The following is a 22,222-nucleotide window of genomic DNA, read 5'->3' as shown; positions in this document are numbered from 1 at the left end:
CCTCACCTCGGCGCTTCCATCACCGGGAGCACGACGGTGAAGGTGGCGCCGCCGCCTTCCGTGCGCGTCACGTGGATGCGCCCCTCATGTCCCTCCACGATGTGGCGTGCCATCCACAGGCCCAGTCCGAAGCCTCCATGGTTGCGCGCGGAGACAGCTCGCTCGAAGCGTCCGAAGATGCGCTCGTGGTCCTCGGGGGCGACCCCGGGGCCATGGTCCACGACCGAGATGCGGACGCCGTCCTCCGTCGGAGCCACCGTCACCTCGACGGGCTTGCCCGCGCCGAACTTGAGGGCGTTGTCGAGCAGGCCCTCGACCAGCTGATGCAGTCGCTCCGGGTCGAACCGACCCACGATGGAAGACGGGGCATTCAACGTCACGGTGCTCTCCGCGCGCGCGGCCTTCTCCCGAGCCTCGTCCACGACCGCCTTCACGGTGGCGGTCAGGTCCACGTCCTGACGCACCAGCTCCAGGCGGCCGGTGACGAACTCCGACACATCCAGCAGGTGCTCCACCAGCCGCGTCAGGCGCTGGAGCTGCTTCTCCGTCGTCAGCGCCCGCGCCCGCAGCAGCTCCTCCGGAGAGCGCTGACCGCCCTGGCGGTCCAGGCTTCGGAGCAGCGACTGGATGTTGAGGGCCAGGACACTCACCGGGGTGCGCAGCTCATGGCTGACGAGGCTGAGGAACTCGTCGCGCAGGTGCACGGACTCGAGCAGCTCCTCCTTCTCCAGCTCCTTGCGCGTCACCTCCCGGCGCACGCTGACCATCTCGAGCTGGGTGCGCACCCGGGCGATGAGCTCGCGCGCGGAAAAGGGCTTCACCAGATAGTCATCCGCTCCGCTCGACAGGCCCTCCACCGTGGACTCGTCGCCCGCGCGCGCGGAGAGCAGGATGATGGGGATGGCCCGCGTGCGTGGGTCCGCGCGGAGTTCTCGCACGAGGCCGAAGCCGTCCAGCACCGGCATCATCACGTCGGAGAGGATGAGGTCGGGCGGCTGGACGCGGGCCCGCGCGAGGGCCTCCTCTCCGTTCGTGGCTGTCTCGACATGGGGGAAGCGGCGCCCCAGCAGCCCCGAGACATAGCTGCGCAGGTCGGCGTTGTCGTCCACGAGGAGAATCCGGGAGGAGGCCAGCGCCAGGGGAACATCCAGCTGGGCGTCGTCAGCGGTCCGCGTCGCGTCCGGCGCCTGGGGCTGGAGCAGCGGAGCGTCGGAGGCGGACCAGCGCTGGGCCTCGTCGACGAAAGGGGCGGCCCACGCCGCCGACGAGCGGGAGCGGGGCTTGTGGTCGATTCGCTCCGGAGGCAGGTGGGCCGAGCCGCCCGGCAGCCGCACGGTGAAGGTGGTGCCCACGCCCAGCCGGCTCGTCACGGAGACGTCGCCCCCATGCAGCTTGACCAGGTCCTCCACCATGGCGAGGCCGATGCCCGTCCCCTCGTGGCTCCGACCCTGGGTGGCGCGCACGCGGTAGAACCGCTCGAAGATGCGCGGCAGGTCCTCCTCGGGAATCCCCACGCCGGTGTCCTGCACCGTGAGGACCGCGCGCCCGTCCCTCCAGTGCATGCCCACGCGGATCTCCCCCTGGTGGGTGTACTTCACCGCGTTGGAGAGCAGGTTCAGGACAACCTTCTCCCACATCTCCGGGTCGACATAGATGGACTCGGGAAGCGGGGGACAGTCCACCCTCAGCCGCAGCCCCGCGCTGCCCACGGCGGACTCGAAGGCGCTCGCCAGGTTGCGAGTGAAGGCCGACAGGTCCGTGGGGACGTACGTGGCCTGCGTTCGCCCCGCCTCCATGCGCGAGAAGTCGAGCAGGGTGTTGACCATCTTGTAGAGCCGGAGCGCGTTGCGGCGCACCAGGTCGAGCTGCTCTTCGCCCAGGGCCCTGGGCGTCCTGGCCATGGCGTCCTCGATGGGCCCGAGGATGAGCGTGAGGGGCGTGCGGAACTCGTGGCTCACGTTGCTGAAGAAGGCCGTCTTGGCCTGGTCGAGCAGGGCGAGCTGCTCGGCGCGCTGGCGCTCCTGCTCGTAGGCGCGGGCGCTGGCGAGGCTGGCGGCGAGCTGCCGCGCCAGCAGTTGCAAGAAGCTCTGGTACTCGTCATCCAGCGCACGCAGCGGACTGATGCCGGCGACGAGCACGCCGGTCAGCTCCGCGTCCGCGCCCATGGGCACCGGGAGCAGCAGGGCGCGCGTCGTGGGCTCCGGCCAGGGGCCGCCGGGGAGGGGACCGAACCTCGACGACAGGTCCTCCACCAGCGCCTCCTGCCCCGTGCGTACGACTTTGGAGAGCGGCCACGAGGTCTCTTCATCGAGCAGCAGCTCGGTGGGGGCCGCGGCCGCGCCTCGGGGCAGGTTGGCGCAGGAGACCAGCTGGGCCTTGTCGTTTCGGACGACGTAGAGCAGCGCGAAGGGCAGGTCGTGGCCCGCGGGCGTGAGGACCTCTTCCAGCGCGACGAAGAGCGCGTCGACCTTCTCGCTGAGCGCCGCGCGGATGGACAGCTCGCGGAGGATGGCCAGTCGTCGGTCTCCGACGACCTGACGCGTGGTCTCGCTCGCGATGGCGAAGAGGCCGGCGATCTCCCCTGTCTCGCCAATGGTGGGGTTGTAGGACCAGGTGAAGTAGGCCTCTTCGCGCAGGCCACCGGGCCGCCGCGCGAAGTTGACGTTCCCGTTCTCGATGAAGAGAGGCTCTCCTGTCTCATGCACGCGCTGCATGAGGGGCCCCAGCAGTCGCCACTCCTCCGCCAGGGCCTCGGCCCCGCGCGCGCCCAGCGTCAGCGGATGCTTCGCCCCCAGGATGGGACGGAACGGGTCGTTGTAGAGCATGTTCAGCTCCGGACCCCAGAAGAGGATGATGGGGTACGGAGAGCGCAGCATCGTGCTGACGGACGTCCGCAGCGACTGGGGCCAGCGCTCGAGCGGACCCAGCGCCGTCGTCCGCCAGTCGAAGGCGCGCATCAACGCGCCCATGTCGCCGCCGCCTTGAACGAAGTGCTCCTCGCTGCCCAGCCACTGGGGCGGCGGACGCGGTGTCATGGCGGGCTCCGCGACGCCCTGCTCGGCGGGGAGCCAGAAGCAGAAGGTGCTGCCCGCGTCGGAGGTGCTCTCCAACCGCATCCGCCCACCGTGGCTCTCCACGATGCCCTTCGCGATGGAGAGGCCCAGCCCATGGCCCCCGCGCCGCTTCTGCGCCGCGTGCCAGTAGCGGTCGAAGATGTGCTGCTGCGCTTCGAGCGGAACCCCCGGCCCGCTGTCCGTCACGCTGAAGCGGATGTCCCGGGTCCCGGCATCGAGCCCGGCCCGCAGGTGGATTGCGCCCCCCGTGCCAGAGGGCGAGAACTTGATGGCGTTGGAGAGCAGGTTCCCGATGGCCTGGAGGATGCGTTCCCGGTCGCACTTCACGACGAGGCCAGGCTCCACGTCGATGTCCAGGCGCAGGCCCTTCTCGGCCGCCTGGGGCCCGAACTGCTCGCGGGCATCGCGGATGAGCTCCTCGACGGTCTGCGGGCGCGCCTCGATGGAGAGGGTTCCGGTCTCGATGCTCTCCAGGTCGAGCAGGTCGTCGATGAGCCGGTTCATCCGGCTGGCCGAGCGTCGGATCGACTCCGCCTGCTTGCGCACGCGCTCGCCCGGTCCGCTCTCCAGGGGGATTCGACGCAGCAGCTCGGCGGAGGTGCTGATGGCGGTGAGCGGCGAGCGCAGGTCGTGGCTGACCACCGCGAGGGTCTCCTCTCGCGAGCGGGTGGCGCGGCGGGCCTCGTCGAGCAGGCGCTGGGCCTCCTCCGCATGGGCACGCTCGGCGTGGACCGACGCCTGGCGAAGCCTGGAGACGGTGAGCAGGGCGTTGACGCGCGCTCGGAGTTCGTTCGCGGAGAAGGGCTTGACCAGGTACTCGTCCGCGCCGCTGCGCAGTCCCTCGATGGTGGCCTCTTCACCCGCGCGCGCGGACAGCAGCAGGATGGGAATGGTGCGGGTGTGCTCGTCGGCGCGCAGGGCCTGGACGAGCTCCAGACCGCCGATGCCCGGCATCATCACATCTGAGATGATGAGGTCGGGAGGCGTCCGCCGCGCGGCGATGAACGCCTGGGTGCCATCGCTCACCGACTCCACGCGCCAGTGGGGCGACAGGAGCCGCAGCAGGTAGCCGCGCATGTCGGCGTTGTCGTCCGCCAGGAGGATGCGCGCTTCGGAGGAGGAGAGGGCGGGCTCGACGAGGGGCGCCTCGGGAGTGCTCCACTGGGAGAGCTCCGCGAGGAACGCGCTGGCGCCAATCCCCGTGGACGTCAGGGCGCGGGCGGCCCCGACATGCTCCCGAGGCAGGTGCGCGGAGCCTGTCGGGAGGCTCACCGTGAAGGTGGTTCCCTGGGCGAGCGCGCTCGTCACTGTCACGGCGCCGCCGTGCAGCTTGACCAGCTCCCGCACCAGCGCGAGTCCAATGCCCGTGCCTTCATGGCTGCGTCCGCGTGAGCCTTCGACCCGGTGGAAGCGCTCGAAGATGCGAGGCAGCTCCTCTGCTGGCATCCCGATGCCCGTGTCCTGGACGGTCAGCTCCACGGTGTCGTCCCGCCACTTCAGCGCGATGCGAACCTGGCCCTCGAAGGTGAACTTGAAGGCGTTGGAGAGGAGGTTCAAGACAACCTTCTCCCACATCTCCGGGTCCACATAGACGGAGTCGGGCAGCGGGGGGCAGGTGACCACCAGCTCGAGCCCCGCGGTGGTCATCGCCGAGTCGAAGCTGCTGACCAGGTCCCGGGTGAGGGCGGAGAGGTCTGTCGGGATGAAGGAGGCCTGCGCGCGTCCGGCCTCGAGCCGGGCGAAGTCGAGCAGCGTGTTGACCAGCTTCTGCAACCGCAGGCCATTGCGTCGCACCAGCTCCTGCCGCTCGCGTTGGGCGGGGGGGAGCGGCTCCAGGACATCCGCCAGGGAGTCCTCGACGGGACCGAGCATCAAGGTGAGCGGCGTGCGGAACTCGTGACTGACATTGCTGAAGAAGGCGGTCTTCGAGCGATCAATCTCCGCCAGGGCCTCCGCCCGCCGCTTCTCGTCTTCATAGGCGCGAGCGTTGCTGACGGCCGTGGCGATGTGGTCCGCCACCAGCCCCAGGAACCCCCGGTAGTCGTCGTCCAGGGCGCGCCGCGCGCTCAGCCCCGCGACGAGGAAGCCGTGGGGGCGCTCGGCGCCAGGCCGGGTGATGGGCAACACCATGACCGAGTGAGGGGCCTCGGGCCACGGACCGCCCGGGAGGTCGCCGAAGCGGGCGCGCACGTCGGAGATGAGGAGGCCCCCCGGGGCCGCCAGGGCCTCGGGGAAGGACCAGCGGGTGCTGGCGGGGAGGTCGCCGAACCGCGAGGCGGCCTGGGCCTGCGTGTCCCAGCCCGTCACTTCCATCAGGTCCGACTGCTCGCCGGTGGAGCCCAGGCGATAGAGCAAGGCGAAGGGGACGTCGAAGGCGTTGCCCGCCAGGGCCCGCGCGGCTTCGCGCCAGACGTCGCCTTCATGCTTCACGGTTCCCGCACGCGCGGCGAGGTCCCTCAGGGTCCGTAGCCGCCGCTCGCCCAGCACCCGACCCGTGGTCTCGGTCAGGGTGGCGAGGATGCCTCCGACGCCCCCGCTTTCGTCACGTATCGGGCTGTAGGAGTACGTGAAGTAGCACTCCTCCAGGTAGCCGTGCCTATCCAACGGCAGCATCCAGTCTTCGGAGCCAACCGCCGTTCCCCGCCACACCCCGTCGAACTGCGGGCCGATGATGTGCCAGCTCTCCGCGAACGTCGCCTGGGCGCTGTGGCCCATGGCCGCCGGGTGCTTCGTCGAGCCGAGCACCGGTCGGTAGCCGTCATTGTAGAACTGGACGAGCTGGGGGCCCCACGCGATGTACATCGGGAAGCGCGACTCCAGCAGGATGCTGACCGCGGTGCGCAGTGACTGAGGCCAGGTCTCCGGCGCGCCCACGGGCGTTTTCACCCAATCGATGGCGCGCATGAGCGCACCCATCTCGCCTCCCCCGGCAAGCACCGCCGCGGCCATGGGATGAAGGTCGGAGCGCGGCGCTCCGGAGCTTTGGGTCGAGTGGCTCATCAAATCTCATCGCCCCTCACCCCGTGGGTTGCAGGACGTAGCAGGGGGTTGCAGGGTGAGACCTCAACGCAAGGACCTGAAGGCCTGCGCCGGCGACAATATTCTGTCGCATCCTCGGAATTGCACGGGCCTTGCGTGCTTCCATGAGCGCTGAGACATGTGTTGTCTACGCCACAGTCCGCACGCTCGCCTCATCCCATCCGAGGTGCCGCGAGGGGAGCAGGGGGGCGAGCGCGGGCATGGGGAAGAGGACCAGCGTCCGTGCCTGCTCGCGCGAGGGGCAGCGAGGCATCCCAGGGGCCGGCTCCGCGCGCCCACCCTGTTGGAGTGGACGCGCGGTGAAGCCTCACTGGTGGGTCATCTTCAGGGTAGCGCCGTCATAAGTGGAGGCGGCGTGGACCAGGACATGCCAGGCGCCGGCCGCGGGCGCGGGGAAGACGCACTGCTCGTTGTTGCCCAGCCGGAAGGGGCGGCACTGATAGAGGGTCGTCGTGGGCCGCTCGTCGAAGCGGACATACAGGTCCGCGTCCCCGGTCCCTCCCGACAGGGTGAACTTCAAGTCCAGGGCTCCGGTGGGAACCATCCCCCTGCCGAGCCAGGACTTCCCCACGGCCGCCCGGAGCGGGAAGGGAACGTCCTTCGCCATGTCGATAATCACTGGCGCTCTGACGTTCACGGCCTCCCAGGCGGCGGTGACCGACGCCACGTTGCCCGCGTCATAGCCAAGCTGAATCGCGGCCTGCTCCGTCGTAATCCTCGCGGCCAGGAAACCGGAGGAGGGAGTCAGCATGTCCATGTTCGCCTTGTAGAAGATGCGCGCGGCCTTCTCGATGCCAATGCCTTCCACGAAGGGCCAGTCCGGATGGCTCGGGTGACGGCCCCCCTGGGAGAGCAGATAGAAGGCCAGATTGGAGATGCCGGAGCTGTAGTGGACATCGACGCCGGAGGTGTAGTTGCTGTAGTCGTCCAGCGAGGCCCCATCCAGCGTGGGGTCGTTCATGTAGCGAAGCGCGTCTCCCGAACTGGAGGGAGTCCAGATGTCCTCGCCCAGGAGGAACGTGCCCGCGTTGATGGTGCGGTTCTCCGCGTGCCATTCACATACGGCGCCGAAGATGTCGGACATGGATTCATTCATGCCACCCGACTCGCCGGCGTAGATGAGGCCCGATTCGTGCTCCGTCACCCCGTGCGTCAGTTCGTGGGCCGTCACGTCCACGGCCAGGGCCAGGTTGTGGGCATTCACTCCGTCGCCATCACCGAAGACCAACTGCGTCCCGGTCCAGAAGGCATTCACATAGTTCACCCGGTGGTGGACGGTGGCGATGAGTGGCGCTCCCGCGTTGTCGAAAGAGTCGCGACCGAAGAGTTCCCAGTAGCAGGCATAGACAGCGCCGAGGTTGTCATGGGTCACATTGACGATGGGGTCCAGGGAGGGCGGAGTCTCCGCGCGAGCCATCGTGCCGGGCAATGTGCTCGTGTTCCGACCGTCATACACCCTGCGAGACCGCAAGGAGTGCAGGTTCGAGTACCTCAGGAGCACCTCGCCCGAGCGTGCGTTGACGAGCACGGTGTTGTTCACCGGGCCCCCGTCCTCCGCCGCTCCCGTGACGCGCAGCCGGTAGGCCAGCAGGAGCCGAGCCCCGTCGCGCCAGTAGACGAGCGCCGGTGCGCCCGCGATGACGGCATCACGAACGGAGTCGCCATGGTTGCGAGCCAGCTCTTGCGCCAGGGCCGGCGAGAGGGTGGCGCCGAGGGGGGCGGGCAGGTCGCTTCGCACATCCCCGTTGGCGGCGAAGACCTGGCCGTCGCGGGCGTGGAGTCGCAGCTCCGCGCCCATGACCTCCACGCCATTCACCCGCACGCCGAAGCGGAAGTGCGCATCCCCGTCGAAGCCGACGTAGGCCTTCTTCAGGAAGAGCTGCTCGGGCTTCACCCTGAACAGCGGTGCCACGCGTGCGATGACAGGGGAGAGCGCCTCCGCCTCAATGCCTCTCACCGCGTCGGGATTGGAGGGCACCTGGCCAAACGCCCCGTTGACGAACGTGGGAACGGAGTCCGCGTCGACGGCGATGACCTGGATTTCCTCCGCGCGTGGAAGAGGTGCCCGGCTCTCGGCCACCCCGTCGGGGCCGTCCTCGGGCGTACGTGTGTCGGCGCATGCGCCCAGCGACAAGCCCAGCACGACGACTCCCAGGACCCTGCATCCTCGATTCCAGCCCATGTGCTTCCCCCTGGCGAATGATGAAGTCGCCATGGTGAAGCCAGGACTTGCTCGATGACAAGTGGACCAGGACCGCCGTTGCCCACCCGCCCGTGGAGACACGCCCCACGGACGGGGAGCCGTCCTTCAACCTCTCGCGTTAGCGATAGGTGACGACGACCGACGTGTTGGCGTAGCCGCCCTTCGCGCCGTAGAGCCACACGTAGTATTTGCCGCCCTCGACATACTTGAGGTCGCAGCGCTCCGTGTTGCCTTCCTTCATGCCGCGGCAATCGTACTCGCTGTGGGTAGGCATGGCGCCGCGACGGACATAGAGGTCCACGTTGCCCGTTCCGCCCTCGACGCGCACGGTGACGTTGCGATAGCCGCCCTCCGGGGCCTCCGGAATGTGGGTGAAGAAGCCTTGTGTGGAGTTCGTGGCGCCGGACAGGCCGCCCACCACCACGTTGGGCTCGAGCGCGAGGTAGCCGCCCTGGTATGTCATCACCAGCGACGCATTGGCGTAGGCGGTGAAGCCGTTGACCATCACGTACCACTTGCCGAACGCGGGAGTCGCGAAGGAGCACGCCTCGTTGTTGCCGGTGATGTACGGCCGGCAGTCATAGGAGGAGGTCGTCGGGGCGTTGCCGAAGCGGACATAGAGGTCCGCGTCGCCCGTTCCACCCGACAGGGCGAAGCGCAGGTTCGTCGCGCCCTCGGGCACCTCGCCCTCGGCATACTCCTTGGCGCCACGGGCGGCGGAGAGGACCACGGGGATGTCGCGCTCCAAGAGGGTGCGGTGCGGGGGCAGGATGATGACGCCCACCTGCACGGCCTTCCACGCGGCGGTGACGGAGGCGATGGTCGCTTCGTCGTAGCCCAACTGGGCGGCGGCCTGCTCCGTGGCGACCTTCGCCGTCTCGAAGTTGGAGGACGGAGTCAGGAGGTCCACGTTCGCCTTGTAGACGATGCGGGCGGCCTTCTCGATGCCGATGCCCGTCACCGCGGGGCGCGTGGGGAAGCGCGGATGCGTGCCACCCTGCGAGAGCAGATAGAACGCCAGGTTGGCGATGCCCGAGCTGTAGTGGACGTCGACGCCCGAGCTGTAGTCGACGTAGTCATCCAGCGACTCCCCATCCAGCTTGGGGTTGAACAGGTAGCGAAGCGCGTCCCCGGGAGTCTCCGGCGTCCAGACGTCCTCGCCAATCATGAACGTCCCCTCGTCGATGACCTTGCCCTCCGAGTGCCACTCGCACACGGCGCCGAAGATGTCGGAGATGGCCTCGTTCAGGCCGCCGGACTCGCCGGAGTAGATGAGGTCCGACTCGTGCTCCGTCACCGCGTGCGTCAGCTCATGGGCCGTGATGTCGACGGCATAGGGCAGGATGGAGGCGGTGGTCCCGTCGCCGTCGCCGAACACCATCTGCACGCCATCCCAGTACGCGTTCACATAGTTCACCCGGTGGTGAACGGTGGTGATGAGCGCGGCGCCCGCGTTGTCGTAGGAGTCGCGGTTGAACAGCTCCTTGTAGCAACGCCAGACGGCGCCCGTGTTGTCATAGGCCGCGTTGACGACGGGGTCGAGGACCGGCGGTTGTCCCTCCATGCGGCTCGGGGTGCCGGGAAGGCCGGGTCCGTTTTTGCCGTCGTAGACCCGGCGGTTCAGCGCGCCGTGGAGGTTGGTGATTCGCTCGAACACGTCGCCCGAGCGTGCGTTGACGAGCACCGTGTCATCCACGCGCTCACCCCCGCGTGTCTCGCCCGTCATGCGCAGCCGGTAGGCGAGCAGGAGCTGTCCGCCGTCGCGCCAGTAGACGAGCTCGGGCTTGCCCACGAGGGTGGCGTCGGGCGGCGAGGCGCGGTCCTTCCGGGCCTCCTCCACCGCGAGCTCCGTGGAGACGCTGGCGCCCTCGGGGGCGGGCAGGTCCGTGCGCGCGTCACCGTTCGCGGCGAAGACCTGGCCATCGCGAGCGTGCAGCCTCAGCTCCGCGCCCATGACCTCCACGCCGTTGACTCGCACCCCGTAGCGGAAGTGCGCATCCCCGTCGAAGCCGACGTAGGCCTTCTTCAGGAAGAGCTGCTCGGGCTTCACCTTGAACAGCGGCGCCACCCGCGCGAGGACCGGCGCCAGCGTCGCGGGCTGGAGCCCCCGGAGGGCGTCGGCGCTCGTCGGCGCGGCGCCGAATGGCCCGTTGACGAAGGTGGGAACCCGGTCCTGGTCCACGGCGATGACCTGGTGCGCGCCGGTGAGCGCCTCCGAGGACTTCTTGCTCACCGCGTCCTTGCCTTCCTTCGGCGTGGTGGCCTCGGTGCAGGCTCCCAATGTCAGGCATAGCAGCGTGGCACCTATGACTCCGCGACCTCTCTTCAAGAGCATGCGCTTCCCCCAGCTGGATGATGAGGTCGTCATGGTGACGCCAAAGGCAGCTCAGTGACAAGGCGCACCCCGACTTCATCGCGATTCACGCAACAGGCAGGTCTGGACCCACCCCGCGGAACTCCCCACCGATGTCAGTCTTTGCTGGCGGAGTGGGAGGCGATGGCGCGACGCGTGTGACAGTTCACGTCACTCCATGCCAGGACTTGAGGACCACCCGCCAGGTCTCATGGTGCGGCCGGAAATGCGACGGCCCACCCGCCGAGGCTTCACGCCTCCGGACCGGGTGGGCCGTCTTGCATCAGCTCGGTTCAGCTCAGCGGTAGGTGACGACGACGGACGCGTTGGCGTAGCCGCCCTTCGCGCCGTAGAGCAACACGTAGTACTTGCCACCCTCGACGTACTTGAGGTCGCAGCGCTCCGCGTTGGTTTCCTTCATGCTTCGGCAGTCGTAGTCGCTGTGGGTGGGGATGGCGCCGCGACGGACGTAGAGGTCGGCGTTGCCCGTACCGCCCTCGACGCGCACGGTGACGTTGCGATAGCCGCCCTCGGGGGCCTCGGGAATCTGGACGAAGAAGCCGTGGGTGTCATTGGTGGCGCCGGACAGGCCACCCACCACCACGTTGGGCTCGAGCGGGAAGAAGCCGCCCTGGTACGTCATCACCAGCGACGAATTGGCGTAGTCAGTGAAGCCGTTGACCATGAAGTAATACTTGCCGGGCGTCGGATTGGCGAAGATGCACGCCTCGTTGTTGGTGGAGAGGTAGGGCCGGCAATCGTAGGAGCCCGTCGTCGGGTAGTTGCCGACGCGGACATAGAGGTCCGCGTCGCCCGTTCCACCCGACTGGGTGAAGCGCAGGTTCGTCGCGCCCTCGGGCACCTCACCCCAGCCATACTCCTTGGTGGTGCGGGCTCCGGAGAGGACCACGGGGATGTTGCGCACCAGCTCGCGCGGATTCGGGGGCTCGAAGATGACGCCCACCTGCACGGCCTTCCACGCCGCGTTGACGGAGGCGATGGTCGCCGCGTCGTAGCCCAGCTGCGCGGCGGCCTGCTCCGTCCCGGCCTTCGCCGCGTCGAAGTTGGTGCCGGGGAGGAAGAAGTCCAGGTTCGCCTTGTAGAAGATGCGGGCGGCCTTCTCGATACCGATGCCCGCCACCGCCGGGCGCGTGGGGAAGCGCGGATGCGTGCCACCCTGCGCGAGGAGGTAGAACGCCAGGTTGGCGATGCCCGAGCTGTAGTGGACATCGACGCCGGAGGTGTAGTCGCCGTAGTCATCCAGCGAGTCCCCATCCTGCGTGGGGTTGTTCATGTAGCGAAGGGCATCCCCCTCGACGTCGGGCGTCCAGACGTCCTCGCCCACGAGGTACGTTCCGGCGTTGATGGTCCGCGCCTCCGCGTGCCATTCACACACGGCGCCGAAGATGTCGGACATGGCCTCGTTCAGGCCGCCGGACTCGCCGGAGTAGATGAGGTCCGAGTCGAACTCCGTCACGGCGTGCGTCAGCTCGTGGGCCGTCACGTCCAGGCTGAGGGCCAGGTTGAGGGAGGTGGTGCCGTCGCCGTCGCCGAACACCATCTGCGTACCATTCCAGAACGCATTCACATAATTCACGCGGTGGTGAACGGTGGCGATGAGCGTGGCGCCCGCCCTGTCGTAGGAGTCGCGGCCGAACAGGTCGTTGTAGCAATTGTAGACGGCGCCCAGGTTGTCGTAGGCGGCGTTGACGATGGGGTCCGCGACGGGCGGGTCTCCTTCGTTGCGGCCCACGGTGCCGGGAAGGGTCGTGGTGTTGCCACCGTCATAGACCCGGCGGACCAGCGCCGAGTGGATGTTGGTGTAGCGCTCGAACAGGTCCCCCGAGCGCGCGTTGACGAGCACGGTGTCATCCACCGGGGTGCCGTCCTTCTGCTCACCCGTCATGCGCATGCGGTACGCCAGGAGGTACTGGCCGCTGTCGAGCCAGTAGACCAGCTCCGGCTTGCCCGCGATGGCGGCCTTCGGCGGGGAGGCACGGTCCTTCTGGGCCGTCTCCACCGCCAGCTCCGCGGAGACATTGGCGCCCACGGGCGCGCGCAGGTCGGTGCGCGCGTTTCCGTTGGCGGCGAACACCTGGCCGTTGCGCGCGTGCAGCCGCAGCTCCGCGCCCATGATCTCCACGCCGTTGAGGCGCACGCCGTAGCGGAAGTGCGCGTCCCCGTCGAAGCCGACGTAGGCCCGCTTCAGGAAGAGCTGGTCGGGCTTCACCTTGAACAGAGGGGCGACGCGCGCGATGACGGGCGCCAGCGTCTCCGCCTGGACACCCCGGACGGCGGCGACACTGGTCGGCGCCGCGCCAAACAGACCACTGACGAAGGTGGGGGTGGAGTCCTTGTCGACGGCGAGGACCTGGTGCTCACCCGAGAGCGCCGCCGAGGCCTTCTCGGTCACCGCATCCTTTGCATCCTTGGATGTGTTGGCCTCCGTGCAAGCCCCCAATGTCAGGCTCAGCAGCGTGGCGCCTACAACTCCGCGACCTCTCTTCACGAGCATGCGATTCCCCCAAACGAATGATGAGGTCGTCATGGTGAAGCCAAAGGCATCTCAAGAACAAGTCGACAGCAGCAACTTCATTGCATTTCCCGCAATAAACGCGAAGTGTGACATTTTCTGTCACAGTCTGCCAGGTGTTGAGAGTCTGGGTGATGCCCGTCGGTGAGGGTCTATCGACGCGGGTTCGTAGGGACCCCTGTGTTAATGTGCGAGGTATGACGACGGTTGGCAACAGCCTTCTTGCCCTGGCGGGCACCTGGCGGTGAGTTCCGTCCGGGCGATTCGCGCCGATTTCGACCGGGCGTCCATGGTGGTCTACCAGGCCTATCCGGACGCCATCGCGGACGTGGCGGTGAGACAGCAGAAGTTCGGCCCGCCGTTCTCCGTGGGTCGGATGACGTGGATCAAACCCAGCTTCCTGTGGCTGATGCACCGCTCGAATTGGGGCCGCAAGAGCGGCCAGGAGCGCACGCTCGCGGTGCGCATCCGACGCAGTGGGTGGGAGGCGGCGCTCGCTGAGGCGGTACTCACGGGGTATGAGCCCAAGGCCCATGGCACCCCGGAGGCCTGGCGACAGGCTTTCGAGCACGCGTCCGTCCATGTCCAGTGGGACCCGGAGCGCACGGTGCGGGGGGCGGGGCTCCCTCACGACAGCATCCAGGTGGGCCTGGGGCGCGGCATCATCCAGCGCTTCGTGGAGGACTGGGTGGTTTCCATCACAGACCTGACGCCGCTGGTGCAGAAGCTGCGCAAGCACCTGGACGAGGGGCGCGCGGACCAGGCCACGCGCCTGCTGCCCAAGGAGGCCGTCTATCCGGTGCCCGTGGAGCTGGTGCGTCGGCTGGGCATGTGACGCGGGGGGCACGACGCCTGGACTGGCTGGCGTCCTGCCCTCCCTCGACATGGGCTCCGCGCTACCGGCCGAGCGTGTCCTTCATCACCGTGAAGTAGTCAGCGGGATAGACAATCTCATAGCCATAGAAGCCATAGGATTGGGTGCTCGCGCCGACGGTCAGGTTCTGGAGTTCGTCGTAGCGACGCGTGGCGAGCGCGCCCCACGTGGCCTGGGTGTCGAACCATGCGGGGTTGCTGATGCGACCCGCGGCGAGCTCCTGCTTGTACAGGCGGTCCAGATAGGCCAGCGGATAGAGGATGTGGTGGTCGCCGCCGTCGTAGCCGCGCTGCGCTTCTGAGTACACGAAGAACTTGCGGGTGCTGTCGTAGCCATACTTGACGACGTAGTTCATGCCCTGGAGCAACATGTCCACCATCTGGGCGTGACTCACGCCGGAGGGCTTGCCCGCGGCGGAGAACAACACGTCTGCCTGATGAAACCTGATGAGGTTGCCCATGAAGGCCCCCGCCATCCAGGGGTTCGTCCCAGTGGCGTTGAACCCGGCGTTGTTGTCCATCTTGGTCATCGTCCAGTAGCCCGTTCCCTGGGTGGCATCATTCACGCCCAGGACGGTGTTGGTGACGGTGTTCGTGGCCGGGTTGTAGCCCACGTGATTGCTCGGGGTCCTGAACCACTCGACGATGTAGGCGGCCAGGTGGCCCGCCACGTCCTTGTGGTACGTCGCATCTCCCGTCACTCGCACGTACTCATTCATCACATAGAGGGGCCACCCATAGTCGCGCTCGGCCTCGCGGTACCGGTCCGCGAACTTGAACGGGCGCTTGAAGAAGTGCGGGGTGACGAACTTCCACCAGTTGGCGATCTCCGTGAGCACGTCGAGCGAGCGCTTGTCGCCCGTGAGCAGGTAGAGATTGCTCATGCCGCTGACGTGCGCATGGCCCCAGTGCAGGTTGCGGACCTGGTGGTCGATGTTTTCATGGTTGATGGCATGCACCTCGCCGGCGGGCTGCGGCGCGCCGCCCGTGGCCCAGTAGCCCGCGCGGGGCCCATGCGACACGTCGATGTCCATGAAGTGACGGGTGCTGATCTCCCCGAGCTGGAACCAGCGAGCGTCTCCGCTGCGCAGGTACTGCGTGAGGAAGTTGTTCGCGCCGACGTGGGTGTCATTGTAGAAGCTGGGCACGTAGACGCCATTGACCTCGAGCGCCCAGCCCGCGCGCAGCCGGTCGCCGTAGTCACGCCAGCCAAACATCGTGGCGTTGCCGTCGGACTGCTCGATGCTCCGCTCGTAGATGTCACGCATCAGCATGTTGTCGTAGCCCTTGTTGGTGCTGAGCTGGGGCGTGGGCGTCAGGTCGCCGAAGACACCTGACGTCGAGTACCAGGCCGGGGTGGCCGTCAGCTCCAGGCGGTGGCGCTGATAGCTGTCGTTGGCCGTGTGCAGCGCGCTGGTGGTGGGCAGGCCGGTGCTCGAGGCGAGCCGAAGCTGGTACGTCTTCGCGCCACCTGGGCGGGCGAAGTACATGCTCTGCGCCCGGATATAGCGAGTGCCGGACAGCGCGGGCTGCGTGGTCTCCGCGGTGCCGCCGCGTGCGGGGAAGAGGGAGGCGGTCAGGGTGTTGCCGCTGATGCTCAGCTCGCCCGGGAACTGTTGCCAGAAGTCCCGGACCATCAAGGCCAGGTGACGGCTGCCGGAATCCAGGGCCACCCAACCGGCGGCCTTGGCGCCCGTGCCCACGCCGCTGTAGTTGAACGTGTGGCCCAGGTCGACGCCGTTGTTGAAGGTGAACTCTCCCTTCTGGAGCAGGAAGTGCTCTCCGGAGACCTTCGCGGCATACGCGGCGCCGCTCTCACCGCCGAAGCGGTAGTCGGCCGCGCTGTCGGAGAGGTAGGTCCAGCGCAGGCCCAGCGCCTTGCCGGCGATGGCGAACGACGTGGGGTTGGTCTGGACGTTCGGCTCCAGGCGGTCGTCGATGACGGAGACCTCGATGTCGACCTTGTCGGAGCCCTGGAGGGCGTAGTAGCGGACCAGGTACTTGATGAGCTTCGCGCCGCTGCCGTTGGTGAGGGAGCCCTGGGCCTTGATGACCGCGCGCATCGGCCCGTTCTCTTCCACGGTCACGACCGCGTCGGTGGCCGCCCCAGCGGTGTACTCCAGGTTGTCGTAGGCGTTGACCATGAACAGGTCTCCGCCGTTGAGGAGCTGCTCGCCCGCTTCGAACGTGCCGTTGGTGTTGGTGTCGCGCCAGAGCTTGTTGATGACACCCTTGTTGTTGACGGCGAACTTCACCAGGCCCGTGTCGACGGTGAGCTCGGTGGTCGGCGTGCCGCTGATGGCCACGTTTCGGGGCAGGGCGGCGCGCACGACGCCAGGGCCATAGGCGACGCGGTAGGAGCGGGCTTCGCCGAGGTCGGCGACGAGGTGGACGAGGGCTACCTTGATGGAGCCATCCGGCCAGCGCGAGATGGCATCGAACTGGGCGGGAACTTCCTGGCTTCCGTCACCGGTCTCCAGCCGCAGCTCGGCGATGTTCGACAGGGCTCCCTTGGGGAGGGGGACGCCGGTGCGCACGGGCGTCTTGTCGGCGATGGGGCCGGAGGCAAGGCTCAAGGGAATGTATTGGGTGCCCGCGACAGTGACCGGGGTAAAGCTCCCCTGCACGGTGGTGTCGGCGTCGAGGGTGATGGCGCAAGTCTCGGTGCCCGTGCAGCCGCCGCCGCTCCACCCACCGAAGGCGTACCCCGTGTCAGGCGTGGCGGTCAGCGTGACGGCAGTGCCCTTGGTGAACGAGGCCAGACAGGTGCCGCCGCACGAAATGGCGGCGGGGCTGGAGGTGAGGGTGCCCGCGCCCAGGCGCGTGAGCGTCAACTGGACCGTCGTGTCGTCCCCCCCAGGAGGTCCTTCGGGAGGTGTAGGTGTGTCACTGGTGCAACCGAGAAGTAACGAGGCCGTGAGGGCCAGGGCCCGCCAGTTTTCTCTGCGGATGAGAGTTGTCATTGCGTCCAACAGAGCAAGCGTCAGACCAATGGCGCGACATGCGGGACTTCCCTGCGGGGATGCATGTTGCCCCTCGCGAGGAGTCAGGCCCCTGTGGTGGACAGCACCCACTGATCTGTGGGGCCGTGCCCCCGGCAAGGCAGAGGGGCGGAGGCGCGGTTTCGCAGGGCGAACGGCATGACCCCCGGTGTGCCCTCGGCAATGTCGCCACGGAGTCACGGTCGCCAACATGCGGCGTTCGAGGTCACCGGGCGGAATCCAGCGGGTTGTCCTCGTGTCCTCCTCGATGCCCGTTCGCAGGTGCCTGTTCTCCGTGCCCAGCCAGGTGCTCCCCGCGCGTGGGGGCGATACGCTGGCGCTCATCCCAGTGAGGGGCACCGGGACTGGCATCTCAACAGGAGCAGGGGGACTGATATGGGAATCACGATGTCGCCGCAGGAATACGCCACGGCTTTTCGCCTGCTGGCCGCCACCGCGCGCCACCCCGAGAACATCGCGCGTGTCGTCGAGGAGCGGATGCTCCCAGGTCTTCCACTCCCGCGCACGCTGCTGGACGTGGGCGCCGGGTCGGGCAAGGTGGCCGAGCGGCTCGCGCCACACTTCGGCTCACTCACGCTGCTCGAACCCAATCGCGAGCAGATTTCAGGACTGAAGCTCGACAAGGCGAAGGTCCTCGTCGAGCCCCTGGAGCGCTATGCCTCCACCGAGCAGTACGAACTCGTCCTGTGCTCACACGTCCTGTACCACGTGCCCCTCGCGGACTGGGGCGCCTTCATGGACAGACTGCTTTCGTTCGTCCGTCCCGGCGGCTACTGCCTGCTCATCATGGCGGCTGCCCGTGGGCCCACCTACGAGCTGTGCCGTGACTTCGCGGAGACGCTGAACTTTGGCGAGCTGATGCTGGACACCGTGCGGGGCAAACACCTGCCCCACGAGGTGCTCCCGACGATGAGCGGCTTCGTCGCGCAGACCTTCGAGGAGATGTACACGCTCTGCCGCTTCTTCGTGCTCGAGGGCTGCTTCACCGCGGAGCAGCTCGCGGCCATGAGCCCGGACCAGGCCCGCGAACTCGACCGGAAGCTCCGCCTGCATGCCGAGCGCTGCCGGGGCGCGGACGGCGTGTACCGCCTGGAGCAGGACGAGGACCTCGTCCTCATCCCAAAGTCCTGACGCATGCGCGACGCGCGGAGGCCGCCCGGCATGGCGTCCTCCTCGCGCGCGAGCGTGCTTCAGCCCAGGAGCCGCTCTCCCATGAGGAAGCCCACCGTCATGGCCACCACCAGCAGCGCGCCCTGGAGCTTCGGCGGAGCGGGCAGGGGAATGTCGAGCAGCCGGCACCCCGCGCCAATGATGAGCGCCAGGGCGAATCCCAACAGGGCCAGCATCATGAGCGCGTCCCCTGCGTCTCGCCGGTGGGGCCGCCACAGTTGACGTGATTGCGCGCGGGACGGGACGCCAGCAGCTTGTCCGTCAAGGTGTAGCCGCTCGTCATCGCGACGACGAGGAGCGCCCCCACCAGCACCGGCGGCGCGGGCGCGGGCACGCCCAACCAGCGGCAACCAAAGCCAATACCCAGGCCCAGGAGCAGGCCCACACACAGTTTCCAGTTCACGAGTCGTTCTCCAAGGGGGTGAGACGGGGGCTCGTCGGCGCGGCGCCGACGAAGTGACGAACGGACGGCGGCTGGCTGTCCTGATGGAGCGCGCTCAGCGTGTCCTGCAGCGCCTTCTCCTCATGCGTGACGCGCTCGTGTTGACGCAGGTGTTCCATCCACGAGCCGACGACGAAGTACTCGAGGAAGCGCCCAGGCTCCGCCGTGTCCTCCATGACGTCCCACTGCACGGCACCGTCGCGGCGCCGCGTGCCGCCGAGCTGGTGGATGAGCGAAAGGAACGTCGCGCGGTCCCTGGGGGCGATGCGGTACTCCACGGTGATGAGCACCGGGCCCCGGTCCTGCTCGATGGCCTCGGTCAGCTCCGGCGAAGGCCAGTGCGAAGAGGGCGCGGTGTTGCGCGTCATGGCCGCGCTCAGCCGGAAGCGCAGCGAGAAGGCGCCCGCGAGCACCGCCGCCAGGGACGCCGCCGTCAGCGAGACGGGGACACCGAAGCGCTGGGCCACGGAGCCCCACAGGAGGCCCCCTCCGGCCATGCCCGCGGAGAAGACCACGATGTAGAGCGACAGCGCCCGGGCCCGAACCCACGTGGGAACGGAGACATGGGTGGCCGTCTGGAGCGAGGACAACACGCTGATCCACGCCAGGCCGTTGAACACCATGGCCACGCCCAGCACCTGGAGCACTCGCACGTGGGCCACGACGAGCATGGTGAGCGCGTAGAGCACCGTGGCGCCGAACACCAGCCGGTCGACCCCCAGTCGCGCACGGAGTCGAGGCAGCAGCACGGCGCCCGCGACGGCGCCCGCTCCGATACACGTCAGCAGCAACCCGTACGTGCCCGCTCCCGCGCCCAGTTCCTTGCGTACGACGATGGCGAGCTGCGCGGGCAGCGCGCTGGCGAAGACGTAGAAACAGGCCGACTTGAGCAGAACGGAGCGCAAGTCACCCGACTTCGACGCGTAGCGAAGCCCCGCGCGCAATGCGATGCCAAAGGGCTCCGAGGGCAGCGTCGAGACAGTCTCCTCCCTCCGCCAGAGGAGCAGGGCCAGCAGCACGCCCAGGTAGGAGACCGCGTCCAGCGACAAGGCCCAGCCGACGCCGAAGCGCGCGACAATCAGCCCGCCCAGGGCTGGCCCCACCGAGCGCGCGATGTTCATCCCGATGGAGCTGAGCGCCACGGCGGGCGCCAGCAGGGGCCGTGGCACGAGCTCCGCGGTCGTCGCCGCCTGGGCAGGCATCGCCATGGCCGCGCCCGTCCCGAGCGCGAACGTCAGCCCCAGCAGCACCCACTCATTCATCCTGCCGGAGAGGGCGAACCAGGCGAGCGTCGTCGCCATGACCAGCATCCACACCTGCACGGCGATGAGGTAGCGCCGCCGGTCGACGATGTCCGCCAGCGTGCCCGCGACGAGGGCGAACACCACGACGGGCATCGTCGTCGCGGACTGCACCGCGGCGACCATCAACGGGGAGCCCGTCCGCTCGGACATGAACCACGCGGCGGCGACGTCATGGACCCACGTTCCGATGTGGCTGGCCAGGACGGCGAACCACATCGTCCGGAACGAGGAGTGGCGCAGCGGCGCCCACGGGCCGACCTCCGGCGCGGTCACCGCCGGGGCTGCCGCGACGTTCGCCTCAGAAGGCATAGCAGAGGCACCCGAGCGCTCCCCAGAACCCGGTGTCGTCGCTCGTGGGGACCTTGTGGCGCGAAGCGTGGGTCCTGCCATGGCCGTGCATGGCGCAGGAGTCTCCATGCGCGTGCGAGGCCCCCTGGAAGGCGGCCCGGGCCTGGGCGACGGTGCCGCCCTGGTAGCCGCCGAAGCGATTCACCGGAGACCAGTCCGGCATCGGCCGGGGCAGTTGGGGCGCGAGCGGACCGAAGTCGCCATCGCCATGCACCACCTTGCCGCCCACCACCGTGAGCACGCTGGTGATGTCCAGGATGGACGCCTCCGGCACCTGGAAGAAGTCCGACGACAACACGGTGAAGTCCGCGAAGTAGCCGGGCTTGAGCAGTCCCTTGCGCTCCTGCTCGTGGGAGAACCACGCGCTGCCGTGCGTCCACAGGCGGAGGGCCTCCTCGCGCTCCAGGACGTTGTCCTCGCCGTACATCGCCAGCCCGCCCAGCGTGCGGCCGGTGACGAGCCAGTACATCGCCACCCAGGGGTTGTAGCTGGCCACGCGCGTGGCATCCGTGCCGGCACCCACGGGCACGCCCAGCTCCAGCATCTTGCGCACCGGGGGCGTGCGGCGGACGGCGTCACGGCCGTAGCGCTCCGCGAAGTACTCGCCCTGGTAGGCCATGCGGTGCTGGATGGCGATGCCACCGCTGAGCGCGCGCACGCGCTCGATGTTGCGCTCGGAGATTGTCTCCGCGTGGTCGATGAGCCAGTGCAGACCGTCCAGCGGCACGTCCCGGTTCACCTTCTCGTACACGTCCAGCACCCGGCTGATGCTCTCGTCGTACGTGGCGTGGATGCGGAACGGCCAGCGCTTCTGGGCCAGGAGGCGCACCACCGACTCCAGCTCGCCTTCCATGCCCGCGGGCAGCTCCGGCCGGGGCATGCGGAAGTCCTCGAAGTCCGCGGCGGAGAACACGAGCATCTCGCCCGCGCCGTTGTGGCGCATCATGTCGTCGCCCTGGCGGGGGGTGAGCATGCCCGTCCAGCGCTCGAAGTCCGCCACCTCCGCGCCCTTCTTCTGGGTGAAGAGGTTGTAGGCGATGCGCACCGTCAGCTCGCCGTCGGCGTGCAGCTTCTGGATGATGTCGTAGTCCTCCGGGTAGTTCTGGAAGCCGCCGCCCGCGTCGATGACGGACGTGACACCCAGCCGGTTCAGCTCGCGCATGAAGTGGCGCGTGGAGTTGAGCTGGTACTCCGGGGGCAGCCGGGGCCCCATGGCGAGCGTCGCGTACAGGATGAGCGCGTTGGGGCTGGCCAGCAGCAGGCCCGTGGGATTGCCGCGCGCGTCGCGCTCGATGCGTCCGCCCGGCGGGTCCGGCGTCTCCTTGCCGTAGCCCACCGCGCGCAGGGCGGCGCGATTGAGCAGCGCCCTGTCGTACAGGTGGAGGATGAAGACGGGCGTCTCCGGCGCGGCCTCGTTGAGCTCCTCCAGCGTGGGCAGGCGCTTCTCGACGAACTGGTGCTCGCTGAAGCCTCCCACCACGCGGACCCACTGCGGCGCCGGAGTGCGAGCCACCTGCTCGCGCAAGAGCGCCATCGCGTCCGCCAGCGAGCGTACGCCGTCCCAGCGCAGCTCCAGGTTGTAGTTGAGCCCTCCGCGAATCAGGTGGATGTGGCTGTCATTGAGGCCGGGAACCAGCCGCCGCCCGCCCGCGTCGATGACCCGCGTCCCCGGTGTGGCGAGCGCCATGAGGGTGGCCTCGTCTCCCACGGCCTCCACGAGGCCTCCGGAGATGGCCAGGGCCTGGGCCTCCGGATGGTCCCGGTCCAGGGTGGTGATGCGGGCGTTGCGGACAATCAGGTCGGCCATGGGGGTGCTCGTGCGCGGAGGAGGGGGCGGACAACGACACGACGACGGACGCGGCCCGGGGGCTGGGGGGCGCG

General features: G+C 68.3%; 11 protein-coding genes. 2 read left to right on the top strand and 9 right to left on the bottom strand.

The annotated features are described in order from the left end of the window. Positions 1-2: 2 nt before the first annotated feature. From HUA74_RS29925 to HUA74_RS29910, 4 genes are all read right to left on the bottom strand, one after another. The gene (locus tag HUA74_RS29925; RefSeq protein WP_174457268.1) at positions 3-5,990 is read right to left on the bottom strand and encodes an ATP-binding protein; all 5,988 of its coding nucleotides are present in this window, start codon (positions 5,988-5,990) and stop codon (positions 3-5) included. A 430-nt stretch (positions 5,991-6,420) separates the two neighbouring features. Next, a complete protein-coding gene (locus HUA74_RS29920) occupies positions 6,421-8,295 on the bottom strand; it encodes a M4 family metallopeptidase (RefSeq protein WP_174457267.1) in 1,875 nt (624 codons plus the stop codon). Between the two features lie 139 nt (positions 8,296-8,434). Next, positions 8,435-10,651: a M4 family metallopeptidase gene (locus HUA74_RS29915; protein ID WP_174457266.1), complete on the bottom strand. Its 2,217-nt coding sequence runs from the start codon at positions 10,649-10,651 to the stop codon at positions 8,435-8,437. A 316-nt stretch (positions 10,652-10,967) separates the two neighbouring features. After that, a complete protein-coding gene (locus HUA74_RS29910) occupies positions 10,968-13,082 on the bottom strand; it encodes a M4 family metallopeptidase (protein ID WP_371817323.1) in 2,115 nt (704 codons plus the stop codon). A 364-nt stretch (positions 13,083-13,446) separates the two neighbouring features. On the opposite strand from HUA74_RS29910, the gene HUA74_RS29905 reads away from it, so the two are divergent. After that, complete coding sequence (locus HUA74_RS29905; RefSeq protein WP_174457264.1) at positions 13,447-14,037, top strand: DUF4291 domain-containing protein; 591 nt, start codon at positions 13,447-13,449, stop codon at positions 14,035-14,037. 61 nt (positions 14,038-14,098) lie between these two features. Here HUA74_RS29905 and HUA74_RS29900 read toward each other — a convergent pair whose 3' ends face one another. After that, positions 14,099-16,909 (bottom strand): hypothetical protein, encoded by a 2,811-nt coding sequence (locus tag HUA74_RS29900; RefSeq protein ID WP_174457263.1) that lies wholly within the window; start codon positions 16,907-16,909, stop codon positions 14,099-14,101. A 555-nt stretch (positions 16,910-17,464) separates the two neighbouring features. Here HUA74_RS29900 and HUA74_RS29895 point away from each other — a divergent pair. Continuing rightward, positions 17,465-18,208, top strand: a complete 744-nt coding sequence (locus HUA74_RS29895; RefSeq protein WP_254614346.1) for a class I SAM-dependent methyltransferase — start codon at positions 17,465-17,467, stop codon at positions 18,206-18,208. 59 nt (positions 18,209-18,267) lie between these two features. On the opposite strand, the gene HUA74_RS29890 is transcribed toward HUA74_RS29895, so the two are convergent. The 4 genes from HUA74_RS29890 to HUA74_RS29875 are packed head-to-tail and all read right to left on the bottom strand — an operon-like array spanning position 18,268 to position 22,148. Beyond that, positions 18,268-18,426, bottom strand: coding sequence for a XapX domain-containing protein (locus HUA74_RS29890; protein WP_141648147.1), 159 nt, complete (start codon positions 18,424-18,426; stop codon positions 18,268-18,270). Then, a complete protein-coding gene (locus tag HUA74_RS29885; protein ID WP_141648148.1) occupies positions 18,423-18,650 on the bottom strand; it encodes a DUF1427 family protein in 228 nt (75 codons plus the stop codon). The genes HUA74_RS29890 and HUA74_RS29885 overlap by 4 nt, the downstream gene beginning before the upstream one ends. Next, the gene (locus HUA74_RS29880) at positions 18,647-20,302 is read right to left on the bottom strand and encodes an MFS transporter (protein ID WP_174457261.1); all 1,656 of its coding nucleotides are present in this window, start codon (positions 20,300-20,302) and stop codon (positions 18,647-18,649) included. The genes HUA74_RS29885 and HUA74_RS29880 overlap by 4 nt, the downstream gene beginning before the upstream one ends. Further along, positions 20,292-22,148, bottom strand: coding sequence for an amidohydrolase (locus tag HUA74_RS29875; RefSeq protein ID WP_174457260.1), 1,857 nt, complete (start codon positions 22,146-22,148; stop codon positions 20,292-20,294). Before HUA74_RS29875 ends, HUA74_RS29880 begins: the two co-directional genes overlap by 11 nt. Positions 22,149-22,222 lie beyond the last annotated feature (74 nt).

The organism is Myxococcus sp. CA051A (assembly GCF_013336705.1).
GTDB classification, from domain to species: Bacteria; Myxococcota; Myxococcia; order Myxococcales; family Myxococcaceae; genus Myxococcus; species Myxococcus llanfairpwllgwyngyllgogerychwyrndrobwllllantysiliogogogochensis.
The sequence above is the reverse complement of the archived record's forward strand: the minus strand, read 5'-3'. Positions and strand labels throughout refer to the sequence as shown.

What these genes read in the sequence shown, in the direction of transcription:
- HUA74_RS29925 (WP_174457268.1), bottom strand. Translation starts at nt 5,990, where the DNA reads ATGGGTGCGCTCATGCGCGCCATCGATTGGGTGAAAACGCCCGTGGGC.
- HUA74_RS29920 (WP_174457267.1), bottom strand. Translation starts at nt 8,295, where the DNA reads ATGGGCTGGAATCGAGGATGCAGGGTCCTGGGAGTCGTCGTGCTGGGC.
- HUA74_RS29915 (WP_174457266.1), bottom strand. Translation starts at nt 10,651, where the DNA reads ATGCTCTTGAAGAGAGGTCGCGGAGTCATAGGTGCCACGCTGCTATGC.
- HUA74_RS29895 (WP_254614346.1), top strand. Translation starts at nt 17,465, where the DNA reads ATGTCGCCGCAGGAATACGCCACGGCTTTTCGCCTGCTGGCCGCCACC.
- HUA74_RS29890 (WP_141648147.1), bottom strand. Translation starts at nt 18,426, where the DNA reads ATGATGCTGGCCCTGTTGGGATTCGCCCTGGCGCTCATCATTGGCGCG.
- HUA74_RS29880 (WP_174457261.1), bottom strand. Translation starts at nt 20,302, where the DNA reads ATGCCTTCTGAGGCGAACGTCGCGGCAGCCCCGGCGGTGACCGCGCCG.
- HUA74_RS29875 (WP_174457260.1), bottom strand. Translation starts at nt 22,148, where the DNA reads ATGGCCGACCTGATTGTCCGCAACGCCCGCATCACCACCCTGGACCGG.